Source organism: Streptomyces sp. NPDC034670 (assembly GCF_055574875.1).
Window position 1 is genome coordinate 16,596 of the sequence record NZ_JBVITR010000030.1, and the last position, 16,137, is coordinate 32,732.

The following is a 16,137-nucleotide window of genomic DNA, read 5'->3' on the forward strand; positions in this document are numbered from 1 at the left end:
GATAGACGACCCGCGGGGGAGGCCCCCCTCCTCCGTTCTGCTCTGCGGTGTGGGGGGCCCCCCCCCCCCCCCCCACCGGCCGTCGCGCTGTCCGCGCGGGCCCCCGCCCGGGGACCGGCCGGGAGTGCGGGAGGCGGTGCCGTACGAGGTGGGGACGTCGTTAGAGTGGTCGTCGAGCAGGGTCCGATCGCCGCCCTGTCACCTCGGACGGGCTCGACACGCAATGACGATGAGGAGAACACAGGTGCCGGAGCACGCAGCGGACGGAACGCCGACGCTCGAGGTCAGGGACTTCCTGCGCCGCCGGCGGGAGCAGATCGCCCAACGGTGGGCCGACGAGCCCCTGTTCCGCACGGTGTTCACCGTCTCGCGCGACGAGGCGGTGGAGGCGGGCAAGGTGATCGTCGACGCGCTGGCCCAGGTCGCCGACTCGCACCGGGTCGAGGATCCGGACGCCGCGGGCTTCACGGAGGTGCGCGAGCAGCTGGCGCGGATGGGGGCGGCCCGCAGCCGCGCGGGGCTGTCCGCCACCCAGGTGTCGAGCGAGCTGGCCGCGCTGCGGCCCCCCGTCGACAACCTCCTGACCGCCGATCTGGACCAGGCGCCGCCCGAGCTGCTGCGGGAGTGCTCCGTCGCGCTCGGCGTCCTCATGGGCACCCTGCGCCTGGTGGCCATGCAGACGGCGCTGAGCGAGGGACAGGCCCTCATCGACCGGCAGCGCCTGCAGCTGCTGGAGGTGGCCACGCCGGTGATCAAGCTCTGGGACGGCATCGTGGCGGTCCCGCTGATCGGGACGCTCGACAGCGCCCGCAGCCAGGTGGTGATGGAGACGCTGCTGAACGCGGTCGTCGACCAGCACGCCCGGTTCGCGATCCTCGACATCACCGGGGTGCAGACCGTCGACACGCTGGTGGCGCAGCACCTGATGAAGACGGTCGCCGCGGCCCGGCTGATGGGCGCGGAGTGCGTCGTGTCCGGCATCCGCCCGGCGATCGCGCAGACCATCGTGCACCTGGGGCTGGACCTCGGCACCGTGAAGACCCGGGCGACGCTCGCCGACGCGCTCGGGTACTGCCTGCACGAGCTGGGGGCGGGCATCGTGAACACGGCGTCCGACGGTGCGGTCCGCCGGTGAACGGGGAGTCCTCCCGCCCGGTCGCGGGACACGTGCCGGTCCTCAGGCTCGGCGACGTTCTGCTGGTCACCCTCCAGGGGGACCTGTACGACAGCACGGCGCAGCAGCTCCAGCAGGACCTGTCCGAGACCATCGCCCGCAGCCGGGTCACGGGGGTGGTCATCGACATCTCCGGAGTGGAGATGGTCGACTCCTTCCTCGGGCGCGTGCTGGCCGAGATCGCGGCCCAGACCGAGCTGCTGGCCGCGCGGACCGTGCTGGCCGGCATGCGGCCCGCGGTGGCCATCACCCTGGTGGAACTGGGGCTGACGCTGCCGGAGCTGCGGACCGCGCTCACCACCGAGGCGGCGATGGAGCTGCTCGCGCAGCCCATCGTGCCGTCCCGCTCCGACAGCCGGCGCCAGGGGAGTCCGTGATGCACACCGCCGCGGGCGTCGAGGCCCGCCTGCCCATCCGGTCGGACATGGACCTGGTGTGGGTGCGCCAGCACGTGCGGCAGGCCGCCGCCCGGCTCGGCTTCGGCCTGGTGGACCAGACGAAGCTGGTGACCGCCGCCAGTGAGCTGGCGCGCAACACCCTGGTGCACGGCGGGGGCGGTCAGCTGGAGGTGTCGCTCGTCGGCGCCGACGGCGTCAGCGGGCTGCGGCTGACCTTCAGCGACTCGGGACCGGGCATCCCCGACCTGGACCGCGCGCTCAGCGACGGCTACACCTCGGGCGACGGGCTGGGGATGGGGCTGGGCGGCGCACGGCGCCTGGTGCACGACTTCGAGGTGGAGAGCGTCCCCGGGGCGGGGACCACGGTGCGGGTGACGTCCTGGGCGGGCCGGCCGCCGCGCCCGCGCGAGGAGGCGTGATGCCCCGCGTCTGGGACGTGCCGGTGCAGGACTCGACCCGGGTGCGCGACGTCCGGGTCGCGGCGGAGGAGGCCGCGGCCTCGGCCGGACTCGACGAGCGGCGCACCGCCGCCGTGTCGCTGGTGGCGACCGAGCTGGCCACCAACCTCCTCAAGCACGCGCAGGCCGGTGAGGTCCTCATCGACGTCGTGGACCCGCCCGCCCTGCGGGAGGGCCGGCCGGGGCGGGCCGTGCAGATCACCTCGCTCGACCACGGGCCGGGGATCGCCGACGTGGCCGGTGCGCTGCGGGACGGGTTCACCACGACGCGTTCGCTCGGCGCGGGCCTCGGCACCTGCCGCCGTCTCGCCGACGACTTCGCCCTGCACAGCGTGCCCGGCCGGGGCACGGTGGCGGTGGCCCGCGTGGGCACCGGGGCGCCGCACGGCGGCGACCTCCCCGAAGCGCCCGGCGTGCGGGCCGGCGGTGTCAACGTCCCGTTCGCCGGTGCGGACTTCTCCGGGGACGCCTGGGCCTGGGTCAGGTCCGGCGACCGCCTGACGCTGCTGCTGGCGGACGGGCTGGGGCACGGCGGCGAGGCCGCCCGTGCCTCGACCGCCGCGACCGACGCCCTGCGCCGCCGGCCCGGTCTGCCGCCCGCCGAGGTCCTGGCGGAGGTCCACACGGCACTGGTCGGCACCCGGGGCGCGGCCGTCGCCGTGGCCCAGCTGGACACCTGGGCCGGCCGGCTGCGCTTCGCGGGCATCGGCAACGTGGGGGCCCGGCTGCGCGAGGGCGACCGGTGGCGGTCGCTGCTGTCCCGGCCCGGCATCGCCGGCGTGCACCGGCCCCGCACCCTGCGCGAGGACGACGTCGCCTGGTCCGGGGAGAGCCTGCTGATCCTGCACACCGACGGCCTGCCCGGCCGCTGGGTCCCGTCCCCGGACACCGGGGTGCCGGCGGCCGACCCGGCCGTGACGGCCGCCGTGACGATCCGGGACGCCCAGAGCCCCGCGCGCCCGGTGCGGGACGACACCGCCGTGGCCGTGCTGGCCCCCGCCCCGGCGGTCCCCTCATGACACGGACATGGCACATCGGTACCGTCACCGACGCGGCACGCGCCCGTATCGCCGTCGCGCGGCTGGCCGCGGAGTGCGGGGTGCCCACCGTCGAACGCGCCCGGCTGGCCGCGGAGCTCAGCGGCCGGCTGCGGCAGTGCCTCACCAAGGGCGGCACCTGGGTGCTCACCCTGGACCCGGCCGGGTCCCCGTGCGGGGACCCGGCCGGAGAGGGGACGCTGCACGTCGCGCTGACGCCCTCGCCCGGCGCGGGGGCGGCCGACCGGGCGCCGTGGACGACGACCGTCCCCTGCCCCGAGCCGGGCCGGGCGTCCGGCGCCGGCGTGGTGCGGGAGGACCCGGCCGACCTGTCCGAGGCCCTGCTGGGCGCCGACGAGGACACCGCCGCCGTGCTGGACAAGCTCGCCGAGCAGGAGGAACTGGTCGCCTTCCACCGGGAGGAGCTGCACCAGACCAACCAGGGCGTGCTGGCGCTGCACGCCGAGCTGGACGCGGCGGGGCGCGCGCAGCGGGAGGCGTTCGCCGCCGAGCGCCGGGCGCGCAACGAGGCGGAGGAGGCCCGGCGCCGACTGACGTTCCTGGCCGACGCGAGCCCGGTGCTGAACGCCTCCCTGAACCACGACGAGATCGTGCGGCGGCTGCCGGAGCTGCTGGTGCCGCGGTACGCCCGCAGCGCCGACGTGTGGCTGTTCGACGACGAGGACGATCCGCACCGGCCCACGCCCCACCCGGCCAGGGTGCCCCACCCGGCCGCGGCGGTCCGCGCGGCCCGCACCGGGCGGCCGCAGTACGCCGCCGACCACCCCGGCGGCCTGCCCGGCGTCGACGACCAGCCGCCGTCGGCCCTGGATCCCGGCCGCCCCATGCTCTGCATCCCGCTGCTGACCCGCCGGGCGCCCCTGGGCGTGCTGACCCTGTCGCCGCCCGGTGAGCGCTGGGACCCGGACGACGCCGTGATGCTGATCGAGCTCACCCGGCGGGCCGGCATCGCCATCGACAACGCGCGCCGCTTCGAGCACAACCGGGACATCGCCGAGACGCTGCAGCGCGCCCTGCTGACGGACCTCCCGGCCCCGCCGGGGCTGCGCCTGGCCGCGCGCTACCTGCCGGCCACGCACGGACTGAACATCGGCGGCGACTGGTACGACGCGTTCCGCCAGCGCGACGGCGCTCTGATCACCGTGGTCGGCGACGTGACCGGGCACGGGCTGCACGCGGCGGTGATGATGAGCCAGCTGCGCACCGCGCTGCGCGCCTACGCGGTCGACGGCGACAGCCCCGGCCGGCTGCTGACCCGGCTGCACGGGTTCCTGCACCATCTGCAGCCCGACCTGTACGCCACCGCCGTCATCGCCCGGTTCCACCCGGACGAGCCCACGCTGACGTGGGCCGCCGCGGGCCATCCGCCGCCGGTGCTGCGGCTGCCCGACGGACGGGTGCGCACGCTGGACGCCAAACCGGGCGCGATGCTCGGCATACCGCTGAAGCAGGAGATCGCCGACCACACCGAGCGGCTGGCGCCGGGGTCGACGCTCGCGCTCTACACCGACGGGCTGGTGGAACGGCGGGCCCGGGGCATCGACCCGGGCATCGAGCGGCTCGCGACGGCCCTCGGTTCGTTCGGCTCCGCGGAGCTGGACGCGGACCTGGAGGGCTCGGCGGACCGGCTCCTGCGGCCCCTGCTGAGCGACTCCGAGCGCGACGACGACGTCTGCCTGCTGCTGTGCCACCTGCACGGCTGACGCCCGGGCGCCGGCCCGGGCCCCGGGCCGGCCGTGCGCCCGGTGACCGCCGGGCGCACGGCCGGCGGTGACGCCGCCCCGCCCCGTCTCCCGGTGCGGTCCTGCGCGTGTACGGGCATCGTGGTGCTGAAGAGGGGCACGCGGAAGGCCCGGGCGTTCGAGGCAGACCGCCTGGAGCCGTAGAAAGGGATGAACACCGTGACACGACCCAGGATCCTGGTGGTGGGCGCAGGCTTCGCCGGCGTGGAGTGCGTGCGCCGGCTGGAACGCCGGCTCTCCCCCGACGAGGCCGACATCACGCTGGTGACACCGTTCTCCTACCAGCTCTACCTGCCGCTGCTCCCCCAGGTCGCCTCCGGGGTGCTGACGCCGCAGTCGATCGCCCTCTCCCTGCGCCGCAGCAGGAGGTACCGCACCCGGATCGTCCCCGGCGGGGCCATCGGGGTGGACCTGAGGTCCAAGGTCTGCGTCGTCCGCACCATCACCGACGAGATCGTCAACCAGCCCTACGACTACATCGTGCTGAGCCCCGGCAGCGTCACCCGCACCTTCGACATCCCGGGGCTGACGGACCACGCGTTCGGGATGAAGACGCTGGCCGAGGCCGCCTACATCCGCGACCACGTCATCTCCCAGCTCGACATCGCCGACGCCAGCCACGATCCGGCCGAGCGGGCCGCGCGGCTGCAGTTCGTGGTGGTCGGCGGCGGCTACGCGGGCACCGAGACCGCGGCCTGCCTGCAACGGCTCACCCACGCCGCCGTCAAGCGCTACCCGCGGCTGGACCCCGGCCTGATCAAGTGGCACCTGATCGACATCGCCCCGAAGCTCATGCCGGAGCTGGGCGAGCGGCTCGGACGCAGCGCGCAGGAGGTCCTGACGCGCCGCGGCATCGAGATCTCCCTGGGCGTGTCCATCGCGAAGGCGGGTCCCGCGGAGGTCACCTTCACCGACGGCCGGGTGGTCCCCACCCACACCCTGATCTGGACCGCCGGGGTCGTCGCCAGCCCGCTCATCGCCACGCTCGGCGCGGAGACCGTCAAGGGCCGGCTCGCGGTGACCTCGAACATGTGCCTGCCGGGCCACGACGGGGTGTTCGCGCTCGGCGACGCCGCCGCGGTGCCCGACGAGGCCAGGGGCGACGGCGCCGTGTGCCCGCCGACCGCGCAGCACGCCCTGCGGCAGGGCAGGCAGGTGGCCGACAACGTCATCGCGACGCTGCGCGACCAGCCGATGCGGCCCTACCACCACAAGGACCTCGGACTCGTGGTGGACCTCGGCGGCACCGACGCGGTCTCCAAGCCGCTCGGCCTGGAGCTGAGCGGCCTGCCCGCCCAGGCGGTGGCCCGCGGCTACCACCTGGCCTCGCTGCGCACCAACGTCGCCAAGACCCGGGTGGCGACCAACTGGCTGCTGAACGCGGTCGCGGGTGACGACTTCGTGCGCACCGGCTTCCAGGCGCGCCAGCCGGCCAAACTGCACGACTTCGAGTACACGAACGCGTACCTGACGCCGGAGCAGGTCCGGGCGCACGTCGAGGAAGCGGGCCTGGCGGTACGGTGACGCTGTCCTTCGGCGGGCGCGCGCCCCGTGCGGCGCCGGTGTCCGGGCCGGCGCCCGCGGCGGGGGAGAGTGCGGCGGCGTGAGGGCGGCGGGACACTCGGTACGGACACGACTGCAGGACCGCCTCGCGGCGTCCGATCCCGGGCTGCTGCGGCTGACCTCCGGACTGCGCACGGTGGGCGCCGTGGCGCTGACCCTGGCCGTGCTCTCCTCGCTGGGCTTCGAGGTCACCCGCCTGGTGGCGGGGGCCATGGGGGCGCTGGTCGCCACCTACTCCGTCCGGGAGAAGCAGCGCTCCGCCCAGGCCGTCACGCTGGCCCTCGGGCTGCCCGTGGCGCTCGCGTCCGTGTCGCTGGGCGCGGTGCTCGGCGAGCGGGTCCTCGTCGGTGACGCCTTCTTCGTCGTCCTCATCTTCTGCGCGGTCTACGGCCGCCGGTTCGGCGAGCGCGGTACCGCGCTCGGCCTGATCGGCTTCCAGCTCTACTTCGTCTCCCTCTTCGTCGGTGCCTCCGCCGCGGAGCTGCCCGGCCTGTGGGCGGTGCTGACCGTCGCGTTCGCGTGCAGCGCCGTGGTGCGGTTCGCCGTCGTCCCCGTGACGCCCGCCGGTCTGCTCGCGCGGCTGCGCCAGGCCTTCCGGGCCCGGCTGGCCCAGCTCGTCTCCGCGCAGCTGGCGCTGCTCGACGCCGGCCCGGAGGAGCCGGAGAAGGTGGACAGGGCGCTGGAGGACGTGCGCACGGGCACCTCCCGGCTGCACGAGACGGCCCTGATGATCCAGACGCGGCTGGAGGAGGGCACCCCGGACGAGTCGACGGCGCGGCTGGTGCAGCGCCGGATCGCGGACGCGGAGATCGCCGCCGAGCGGCTCGGCCTGCTGCTGCTGTCCGCCCGCAGCGCCGAACGGGCGGACACCCTCACCCTGCACCTGCCCGGCGCGCCCGCCCCGGAGGTCGGCCGGCTGCCCGGCCCGCAGGAGGCCACCGCCGTGCTGCGCCGGGACCTGCTCGCGCTCCGCGCGCTCGTGCTGAGCACCGGGACGCCCGGGACGGCCCTGGCCCACGTGCGCAACCGGCTGCTCGCCTACCGGGACGAGGAGGACCTGCCGCCCGCCACGCCGGCCGTGCGGGACGTGTTCCGGGCCGTCGGCGAGGCCGCCCGCGCCGTCATGGGGCTGCGCATCGCCCTGGACGGCCCGCAGGACGAGTCGGACGACACCCCGGCGACGGCCCGGTCCCGGGAGGAGCTGGACGCCGAGGACGCCGCCATCGACGCGGGCGAGGAGGAGGCCGGGCGGGCCGACCGGCCGAAGGGGCTGCAACGGCCCACCACGCGCGCCGCCGTGCAGGTCTCCGTGGGCTCGACGCTGGCCATCGCCGGCGGGGAGCTGCTGTCCACGGACCGCTGGTACTGGGCGGTGCTCACCTGCTGGATCGTGTTCATCAACACCGCCTCGACCGGCGAGATCCTGGTCAAGGGCTACCGGCGGCTGCTGGGCACGGTGTTCGGCGTCGCCGCCGGCATCGTGCTGGCCGGCCTGGTGGGCGGGCACACCTGGCCGGCGTTCGCCCTGGTGCTGCTGCTGGTCTTCGCGATGTTCTACACGGCGGCGCTGTCCTACACGCTGATGTCGTTCTTCGTGACCGCGATGCTCGGGCTGCTCTACACCCTGCTGCACACCTACAGCTGGGAGGTGCTGGTCCTGCGCCTGGAGGAGACGGCGCTGGGGGCGGCCTGCGGGATCGTCGCGGCGGCGCTGGTCCTGCCGGTGCACACCGACCGGCGGACGAACGAGTTGCTGGTCACCACGCTGGAGCGGCTCGCCGAGGTCACCGAGGCAGCCGTCGGGCAGCTCAGCGGCGGTCCCGCGGCCGACCTGCTGGACCGGGCCCGGGAGCTGGACCAGGCGCTGGGCGACCTGCGGGCCGCCACCCAGCCGCTGACCCACCCGGTCACCCCGCTGCGGGCCCGGCGCGCCACCGCCCGGTACGTCGTGGCGCTGCTGGAGACCTGCGCGTACCACGCGCGCGCGCTGGCGGCGACGGCCGAGCTGCTGCCGACCCACCCCTCGATCGCGGCGGACCCCCGGCTGCGCGCGGCCGCGGGGCGCACCGTGCGCAACATCGGGACGATCGCGGACCGCGTCACGGACGGGGAGGTCACCGCGGCGGTCGAGACGGGGCCGAGCATCGCCTCGCTGCTGGGCGGCTCCGGGGGCGACGGGGGCGCGCGCTACGGCCGGATCACCGGCCGGGTGCTGCGGCACCTGGAGCGGCTGGACGAGGCCGTGGTGGGCCTCGCCCGGCCGCTGGGCGTGCCGGTGGCGGCGCCCGAGCGGTGACCGCCGACGCGTCCGGCGGCCGGCGGCGGGTCAGAAGTCGGTGGGCAGTCCGCTGGCCTCGGCGATGCCGCGCAGTTCCTCGTTCTGCCGGTGCCGGTCCCTGATGTAGTCGGCGATCTCGCCGAGGCGGGACGGGTCGGAGGCGGTGTCCGCGTCGGTGACCACCCTGACCGGCCCGGTCTCGTCGACCTCCAGCTCGACCACCTCGTTGTCCAGCCGCCCGGTGACGGCGGTGGCGATGACCAGGGCGGCCTCGTCGCGGATCTCCTGGGGGAGTTCGTCGTCCCCGTTGTCCAGCGCGAGGTCCAGTCCGGACATGCGGTGCTCCTCGATCGCCTGGAGGACCGGCTCCACCACACGGAGCAGAAGCCGGTAGTCCTCGGTGTCCATCCGGACGCGCAGGAGGTCGAGGTAGACGTCCACGGGCCGGCCTTCCGGGGGGATCTCGGATTCGCTCATCCGCTCCGTGTTCCCCGCACGGGGCCGGCCATACGGGGAGCGCCCGGTATTCCTCCGGAGACCGGGCGGGGCGGCGGTCAGACCCGCCGCCAGCGGGCCAGGGCGAAGCAGAACACCCCGAACAGCACCAGCCCCGCGGAGACGCAGACCAGCAGCCACGGACCGAGCGGGGTGCCGGCGAAGCTGCGGAGGGTGTCGTCCATGCCCTTGGCCCGGTCGGGCTCGTAGGCGACCGCCGCGCGGACGGCGAAGCCGCCGGCCGCGGCGAACACCAGGCCGCGGGCCACACCGCCGCCCACGCCGGTCACGTCGACCAGCCGGCGGGCGCCGGCGCCCAGCTCGCCGAGCTTCAGCTCCCCGTGGTACTTGCGGCGGACCGCCCGCACGCCGCCCCACACGCCGATGCCGACGACGACGGCTCCGGCCAGGCCCACCAGCCACTGCCCGGCGGGCACCTCCATGACCCGGGCGGTGAGGTCCCGGGACCGCCGGTCGCTCGACCCGCTCCCGCTCCCGTTGCCGCGGTCCACGGCGAAGGCCAGCACCGAGGAGGCGACGAACGCGTAGAACACGCAGCGCGCGAGCGCCGTGAGCCGCTTGCGCGCGCTGCGGCCGTCCTTGCCGGCCGAACCGAAGAGCGCCTCGGTGAGCCGCCACAGGGTCATGCCGACGAGTCCGGCGCCCAGCGCCCACAGCAGCGCCGCGCCGAACGGCCGGTCGGCGAGTTCGGCCAGGGCTCCGCCGCTGTCCGCCTGCCGTTCGCCGTCGCCGAGGGCGATGCGCACCGCCAGGACACCGACCAGCAGGTAGATCACCCCCTGGGCGGTGAGTCCCGCCCTCGCGGCGCCCTCCCGGACCGAGCCGTTCGCCGCCCGCCGGGCCCCGGCCCGCCCCCTCCATGCCGTCGTACGCGTGTTCATCCGACCTCCCGGGGCTCCGGATGCCCCGGCTCCGTCCGCGCACACGCGGTCGCGGCGGCGGTCGCCGGGGGCCGCCGCCGCGACACGCGACCGGCCGCCCTCGCCCCGGAGGGCGAGGGCGGCCGGTCGCGCCACCGCGGTGGGCCTACACGGGAGCCGGTGCGCCCGCCGCGGCGGTGTCCCGCCGGGGCAGCCCGGGCGACGGGAGGAGCGGGCCCGTCCCGGAGCGGGGGGCGGGGGCCTGCGCCGGGGCGGCCGCCAGCCAGCGGCGCGCGGTCCTCAGGGCGTCCTCCACGTCACGGGTGCCGGTCGACACGCACAGGGTGTACGCCAGGTCGCTCAGGCGCGGGCCGTCGGCGTCCGGTCCGGGCGCGGTCCCGGCCCGCAGGGCCTCGTACTCCTGGACGAGCCGGCGCAGCACGGTCGGGTGGGGCTTCAGCATGTTTCTCGCTCTCTGGTCCGGGGCGGGCGTGCTCACGCCGTCGCCGAGTGTCCGCCGGTGCCGCGGCGGCCGGTGCGCTGTCCCATCGCCTCGGCCCGCACCCGGGCACAGCTGCGGCTGATGAGACGGGAGACGTGCATCTGGGAGATGCCCAGCCGGTCGGCGATGCGGCTCTGGGTCATGTCCTCGAAGAAACGCATGTAGAGAATGGCGCGCTCGCGCTCCGGCAGGCGGCGCAGGCCCTCCTTGGCGGACTCGCGGTCGACCACGATGTCGTAGGAGGTGTCGGAGGCGCCGAGGGTGTCGGCGAGGCTGTAGCCGTCGTCGTCGGCCGACAGTTCGGCGTCCAGCGACAGGGTGCTGAAGCTCTCCAGCGCCTCCATCCCGGCGCCGACCTCCTCCTCGGTCAGCCCGGTGTGGGCGGCGATGTCGGCCACGGAGGGCTCGGGGCTGCCCGGGTTCTGGGTGAGCTCGCGCCGGGCCACCCGCACCTTGTTGCGCAGTTCCTGCACGCGGCGGGGCACGCGCAGGGCCCACATCCGGTCCCTGAAGTGCCGCTTGACCTCTCCGGTGATGGTGGGGACGGCGTAGCTCTCGAAGGCTCCGCGGTCCGGATCGAACCGGTCGATGGCCTTCACCAGCCCCAGGGCGGCCACCTGGCGCAGGTCCTCGATGGACTCGCCGCGGTCGCGGAAGCGGCCGGCGATGCGGTGGGCCATGGGCAGCCACGCGGTGACGAGCTCGTCGCGCACGGCGTCCCGCTCGGGGCCGTCCTCCAGGGAGGCCAGCCGGGTGAAGAGAGCGGTGGTGTCGGGGGCGTCGTCGTGCCGCCGGCGGGGGGCGGCGTGGGTCGTGCGGGGGGTGTCGGCGTGAGCGGTGGACGTGTCAATGAGCATGCGGTTCGCTCCCGAACGGTGGTTTCAGGGATCTACCGCGGGGCGGTTGCCGCCGGGTCACCTGGAGGTTCCGCGGCAGGACATACCACTCCCGCTGGCGCGCCTCCGGTCCGAAGCACGAACTCCGATTGCCCTGGGCCCGGCGGAACAAACTCCGCTTTCCCGCGCGATCCGCGAGGGGACCGGTCGGCGCCCGGGACGGCCCGGGACGTCGGCGCCCGGGGCGGCCTCAGAACAGGGGCACCACGACGGTGATGCACTTGCCGCCCGCCGGGAGGTCGGACACCCGGACGTCGCGGGACAGCCGGCAGACGATGGGCCAGCCGTGGCCGCCGGGCCGACGGCGCCCCTGCGGGTCGGTCCCCGGCAGGGAGACGGGCAGTTCGTCGCTGCGGTCGCTCACCGACAGGCGCACGGCGGGGCCGCTGACGTCGACCTGGAAGTCGGTGACGCCGCCCCCGTGCAGGATCGCGTTGGTGGTGAGCTCGGAGGCGACGAGCAGCGCGTCCGCGAGGGCGTGGGCGTCACAGGCGGTGCGGGTGGCGCGGCAGCGTTCGGCCACGGCCCGCTCGACGGCCTCCCGCACCTCGGCGGGCCGGCACGGACAGGGCGGTCCGCTCCGGTGCGCGCCGGGCGGCTCGACGACGGGTTCGGTCATGCGTTCCTCGTACATCCTGTGACTCCCTGGTCGGTGACGAGACCGGCTGAGGAAAAGGCCGGCCGACGGACACGGCAGCCGGGTCGGCTGCCCGGTCTCCGGCGGGGCACGCGCGTGGCCCCGTACCCCGTCCGCGGTCGCGGGGAGCGGTCCCCGTCCTCGGACACCGCGGGTCTCCTGTTCCGGCTCACCTGTCCAGATACGGACAAACCTCCCGGCCGTTTTTCCGCGGACCTGCCATCCGGACGGCGCACGGGGGTACCCGGTGCCCATGACCGATGTGGTGGACTCCGGCGAACTGCTGCGGCGCATCCAACGGGCGCGGGCCTGCGCCGCCCAGGAGGAACGGGCCTGGCGGGCCAGGAGCGAGGAGGCCGGACGGACGGATCCGGGAGCGGGGCGCGACGCCGAGGTGCGCAGGACGGCCTACGAGGTCGTGCTGCGGGTGCTGGACGAGATCCTGACGCCCGGCAGGCACCCGGCACGGGACTGACCGGGCGGGCGCGGGACGCCGGCCGGGCCGATTGCCGCGGACCGCACCGGGCACCCGGGACGCATGACAGTCGATCACGGCCGGGCACCGGTCCTGGAAGCTCTGGAGGAATATCACCGCAGGGGGCGGCTGGGGTTCTCCCCGCCGGGGCACAAGCAGGCCCGCGGCGCCGATCCCGCGGTACGCGCGGTGCTCGGGGACTCGGTGTTCCTGGGGGACGTCCTGGCCTCCGGCGGCCTGGACGACCGGCTCACCCGGGGTCAGGTGCTGGAGCGGGCCCAGGAGTTGATGGCCGACGCGGTGCACGCGGACCACACCTTCTTCAGCACCTGCGGCAGTTCGCTGTCGGTCAAGGCGGCGATGCTGGCGGTCGCGGGTCCGCACGAGAAGCTGCTGATCGGGCGGGACGCCCACAAGTCGGTGGTGGCCGGGCTGATCCTGTCCGGGATCGAGCCCGTGTGGGTGGAACCGCGCTGGGACGCGGAGCGGCACCTGGCGCACCCGCCGTCGGCCGAGGACTTCGAGCGGGCCTTCGAGGCCCATCCGGAGGCACGCGGCGCGCTCGTCACCAGTCCGACGCCCTACGGCGCCTGCGCGGATCTGCGGTCGATCGCCGAGGTGTGCCACCGGCGTTCGCGTCCGCTGATCGTGGACGAGGCGTGGGGGGCGCACCTGCCCTTCCACCCCGACCTGCCGTCCTGGGCGATGGACGCGGGCGCCGACCTCTGCGTGACCAGCATCCACAAGATGGGCAGCGGTCTGGAGCAGGGGTCCGTGTTCCACCTGCGGGGCGACCTGGTCACGCCGGAGCTGCTGGGGATCCGCGCGGACCTGCTGGACACCACCAGTCCGTCGGTGCTGATCCGCGCGGGAATGGACGGCTGGCGGCGGCAGATGGTCCTGTACGGCAAGGAGCTGCTGGGCGCCACGCTCGATCTCGCGGCCGACGTCCGGGCGGCCGTCGAGGAGATCGACGGGATGCACGTCCACGACCGTCACGACTTCTGCGGGCCCGGGCTGGCGGACGACTTCGACCCGCTGCCCTGCGTCATCGACCTCGACGGCCTGGGGATCACCGGGTACCAGGCGGCCGACTGGCTGCGCGCGCACCGGGGCATCGACATGCACCTCTCCGACCACCGCCGCGTCGGGGCGCAGATCACCCTCGGCGACGACCGGGAGACCGCCGGCGAACTGCTCCCGGCGCTGCGGGACCTGGCACGGGCCGCCCGGGACCTGCCCGAGGCGCCGCGGGTCGCGGTGCCGTCCCCCGGCGAGCTGCGGATGGAGCAGGCCCTGCTGCCGCGGGACGCGTTCTTCGGGCCGGCCGAGAACGTGCCGGCGGACGAGGCCGCCGGACGGGTCGCGGCGGAGATGATCACACCGTATCCGCCCGGCATCCCGGTCGTCCTGCCGGGCGAGCGGCTCACCGAACCGGTGCTGCGCTACCTGCGCACGGGGCTGGCCGGCGGCATGAACCTGCCGGACCCGACGGACCCCGGGCTGGAGACGTTCCGGGTCGTCGAGGAGGACGCCGAACGGCGTCAGGGAGTCCGGTGACACCGAGAGCGCCGGTGACACCGGGCCGGCCGGGGGCGCCGCGGGCCCGGAGCGGCGCCGGAGTGAAACGGGTCACCCGGCCCGGTTCTGGTGTCACGGAACCCCCGAAAATGGTTTATCGTTCATCCATACGTGGTGGCGGAGTCGACGTCGGGTCCTCCGCGCGCCACCGCTTACGGCCCTGGCTGGTTTCCCCCGTCCAGCCAGGGCTTCTTCATGCCCGTTCCCGGTCGGCGCGCGGCGCGGCCGGGGCCGGCGGGACGGCCGGACCGGATCCGGCGGCGAAACCCTCGTCCGCCGAGGTGCCCCGTACGGCGCAGGCGGCTGAAATGGGCGTAGGGAAAGCACCGGAACCGATGCCCGGCGAGGAGCCCCGTCCCATGACCAAAGCGATCAAACTCCTGACCGTCCTCCCTCCCCCGCAGCGGCAGCGGCTGACGGCGCTCGCCCGGGAGGTGTCGTTCCCCGAGGACGCCCGGATCTTCGAGCCGGGAGGCACCGCCGACCGCTTCTGGGTCATCCGCTCCGGCGCGGTGTCCCTGGACCAGCGGATCAATCCCCTGCGCCGGGTGACGGTGGCCGGCCTCGGCTCGGGCGACCTGCTGGGCTGGTCCTGGCTCTTCCCGCCCTACCAGTGGGACTTCGGCGCCGTGGCCTTCAGCCCGGTGCGCGCCTACGAGTTCGACGCGGCGGCCGTGCTCCGGCTGTGCGAGGAGGATCCGCGGCTCGGGCTGGCCCTGGTGCGGGGGATCGCCGAAATCCTCGCCCACCGGCTGGAGATGACCCGGGGTCAGCTGCTGGAGCAGTACACGCTGCCCCGGCGGAGCGCGCTGTAGTCCCGGCCCGCCGGGCCGGTCCCCTGGCCTGCCTCACACCCGGCGGCGGCACAGCGCGGCGGCCGGGGCGAGCGGGCGGCGCACGGCCCCCACCGTGACGCACGGGGCCGGGGCGTCGACGAGGCACGGCCCGGGCAGCCCGGCGACGGGGACGGGCGCGCCGGCGAGCAGCGGCCCGGCCGGGCTCGCGGTGCCGGCCCGGGCGGAGGAGCCGGTGACGCCGTGGATCCGCGTGGATCCGCCGGGACACGGCGACCGCCGGGCCCCGGCTGCCGACCGCGGTGACGGCGGTGGACGCCCGCAGCCGGCGGTGGGCCGGGCGGCGCAGGGGGCGGGTGCCCCTCGCCCGGCGGCGCCGGCCGCGGCGCGGGGGCTCCCGGGGTGCCGGGTCGTCCGCCCGGGGTTCGCCGCTGCTCTCGCCGGCGTCCACGACCGCCCCGGTCGGTGCGCACATCTCCTTGGCCGGGGCCGGTGTCGCAGCCCCGGGATCTCCCGGACCCCCCGTTCGTCCGTCCCCCCTCTCCCCCTTTCCCGCATCTCCCCGACCCCGGGCGCCGGGCCGGCTCAGCTGCCCGCGATGAGGGTGACGCCGAGGACGATCATGGTGGTGGCGACCAGGGCGTCCAGGACGCGCCAGGCGGCCGGCCGGGCCAGGAAGCGGCTCAGCAGGCGGGCGCCGAACCCGAGCGCGGCGAACCAGCAGACGCTGGCCAGCACCGCGCCGAGGCCGAAGGTCCAGCGCAGCGGGCCGTGGTCGGCGGCGACCGAGCCCAGCAGGAACACCGTGTCGAGGTAGACGTGCGGGTTGAGCCAGGTCATCGCGAGGCAGGTGAGCACGGCCCGGCGGCGCGACCGCGCCGGTTCGCCCGCCGTCTCCAGTCCGGTACCGGCCGGCCGGACGACCCGGCGGGCGGCCAGGGCGCCGTAGCAGAGCAGGAACGCGCCGCCGATCCAGCCGACCGCCGTCAGCGCGCCGGGCCACGCCACGACCACCGCGCCGACCCCGCCGACGCCCAGGGCGATGAGCGCCGCGTCGGACAGCGCGCAGATGCCGACGACGGCGAGCACGGCGTCGCGGCGGACGCCCTGGCGCAGGACGAAGGCGTTCTGGGCGCCGATGGCGACGATGAGGGAGAGGCCGGTGCCGAAACCCGCGGCGGCGGTGGTCAGGGTGCTGGTCATGA

Annotated in this window: 16 protein-coding genes; 10 read left to right on the top strand and 6 right to left on the bottom strand. The window is 75.5% G+C overall.

Annotated features, from left to right (window positions below; genetic code table 11):
* Positions 1-244: 244 nt before the first annotated feature.
* The 7 genes from ACZ56B_RS20085 to ACZ56B_RS20115 all read left to right on the top strand — a co-directional run bounded on the left by ACZ56B_RS20085 (position 245) and on the right by ACZ56B_RS20115 (position 8,689).
* Positions 245-1,135 carry an STAS domain-containing protein gene (locus tag ACZ56B_RS20085; RefSeq protein WP_468791908.1) on the top strand — a complete coding sequence of 297 codons (891 nt, stop codon included), beginning with the start codon at positions 245-247 and terminating at the stop codon, positions 1,133-1,135.
* A complete protein-coding gene (locus ACZ56B_RS20090; protein WP_468791911.1) occupies positions 1,132-1,551 on the top strand; it encodes an STAS domain-containing protein in 420 nt (139 codons plus the stop codon). Before ACZ56B_RS20085 ends, ACZ56B_RS20090 begins: the two co-directional genes overlap by 4 nt.
* Positions 1,551-1,991: an anti-sigma regulatory factor gene (locus tag ACZ56B_RS20095; RefSeq protein ID WP_468791914.1), complete on the top strand. Its 441-nt coding sequence runs from the start codon at positions 1,551-1,553 to the stop codon at positions 1,989-1,991. Before ACZ56B_RS20090 ends, ACZ56B_RS20095 begins: the two co-directional genes overlap by 1 nt.
* Positions 1,991-3,049, top strand: coding sequence for an ATP-binding protein (locus tag ACZ56B_RS20100; RefSeq protein ID WP_468791917.1), 1,059 nt, complete (start codon positions 1,991-1,993; stop codon positions 3,047-3,049). The genes ACZ56B_RS20095 and ACZ56B_RS20100 overlap by 1 nt, the downstream gene beginning before the upstream one ends.
* The gene (locus tag ACZ56B_RS20105) at positions 3,046-4,791 is read left to right on the top strand and encodes a PP2C family protein-serine/threonine phosphatase (protein ID WP_468791920.1); all 1,746 of its coding nucleotides are present in this window, start codon (positions 3,046-3,048) and stop codon (positions 4,789-4,791) included. The genes ACZ56B_RS20100 and ACZ56B_RS20105 overlap by 4 nt, the downstream gene beginning before the upstream one ends.
* A 189-nt stretch (positions 4,792-4,980) precedes the next feature.
* Positions 4,981-6,354 carry an NAD(P)/FAD-dependent oxidoreductase gene (locus ACZ56B_RS20110; protein WP_468791923.1) on the top strand — a complete coding sequence of 458 codons (1,374 nt, stop codon included), beginning with the start codon at positions 4,981-4,983 and terminating at the stop codon, positions 6,352-6,354.
* Positions 6,355-6,433: 79 nt separating this feature from the next.
* Positions 6,434-8,689 (top strand): FUSC family protein, encoded by a 2,256-nt coding sequence (locus tag ACZ56B_RS20115; RefSeq protein WP_468791926.1) that lies wholly within the window; start codon positions 6,434-6,436, stop codon positions 8,687-8,689.
* A 30-nt stretch (positions 8,690-8,719) separates the two neighbouring features.
* Here ACZ56B_RS20115 and ACZ56B_RS20120 read toward each other — a convergent pair whose 3' ends face one another.
* From ACZ56B_RS20120 to ACZ56B_RS20140, 5 genes are all read right to left on the bottom strand, one after another.
* On the bottom strand, positions 8,720-9,148 hold the full coding sequence (locus tag ACZ56B_RS20120; RefSeq protein WP_468791929.1) for a hypothetical protein: 429 nt from the start codon (positions 9,146-9,148) through the stop codon (positions 8,720-8,722).
* 77 nt (positions 9,149-9,225) lie between these two features.
* Positions 9,226-10,068, bottom strand: coding sequence for a DUF1206 domain-containing protein (locus ACZ56B_RS20125; protein ID WP_468791932.1), 843 nt, complete (start codon positions 10,066-10,068; stop codon positions 9,226-9,228).
* Positions 10,069-10,213: 145 nt separating this feature from the next.
* Entirely contained in the window at positions 10,214-10,510 is a 297-nt protein-coding gene (locus ACZ56B_RS20130; RefSeq protein ID WP_468791935.1) for a DUF5133 domain-containing protein, read from the bottom strand.
* A gap of 32 nt (positions 10,511-10,542) precedes the next feature.
* Positions 10,543-11,406, bottom strand: coding sequence for a SigB/SigF/SigG family RNA polymerase sigma factor (locus tag ACZ56B_RS20135; protein WP_468791938.1), 864 nt, complete (start codon positions 11,404-11,406; stop codon positions 10,543-10,545).
* Positions 11,407-11,635: 229 nt separating this feature from the next.
* Positions 11,636-12,079, bottom strand: coding sequence for an ATP-binding protein (locus ACZ56B_RS20140; RefSeq protein ID WP_468791941.1), 444 nt, complete (start codon positions 12,077-12,079; stop codon positions 11,636-11,638).
* A 256-nt stretch (positions 12,080-12,335) separates the two neighbouring features.
* Between ACZ56B_RS20140 and ACZ56B_RS20145 the strand changes: the two genes are divergently transcribed.
* The 3 genes from ACZ56B_RS20145 (at position 12,336) to ACZ56B_RS20155 (ending at position 14,953) form a co-directional block, all read left to right on the top strand.
* Positions 12,336-12,557 (top strand): hypothetical protein, encoded by a 222-nt coding sequence (locus ACZ56B_RS20145; protein ID WP_468791944.1) that lies wholly within the window; start codon positions 12,336-12,338, stop codon positions 12,555-12,557.
* Between the two features lie 63 nt (positions 12,558-12,620).
* The gene (locus ACZ56B_RS20150; RefSeq protein ID WP_468791947.1) at positions 12,621-14,117 is read left to right on the top strand and encodes an aminotransferase class I/II-fold pyridoxal phosphate-dependent enzyme; all 1,497 of its coding nucleotides are present in this window, start codon (positions 12,621-12,623) and stop codon (positions 14,115-14,117) included.
* A 380-nt stretch (positions 14,118-14,497) separates the two neighbouring features.
* Positions 14,498-14,953: a cyclic nucleotide-binding domain-containing protein gene (locus ACZ56B_RS20155; protein WP_468791950.1), complete on the top strand. Its 456-nt coding sequence runs from the start codon at positions 14,498-14,500 to the stop codon at positions 14,951-14,953.
* A gap of 564 nt (positions 14,954-15,517) precedes the next feature.
* Here ACZ56B_RS20155 and ACZ56B_RS20160 read toward each other — a convergent pair.
* Entirely contained in the window at positions 15,518-16,135 is a 618-nt protein-coding gene (locus ACZ56B_RS20160; RefSeq protein ID WP_468791953.1) for a LysE/ArgO family amino acid transporter, read from the bottom strand.
* Positions 16,136-16,137: the final 2 nt, after the last annotated feature.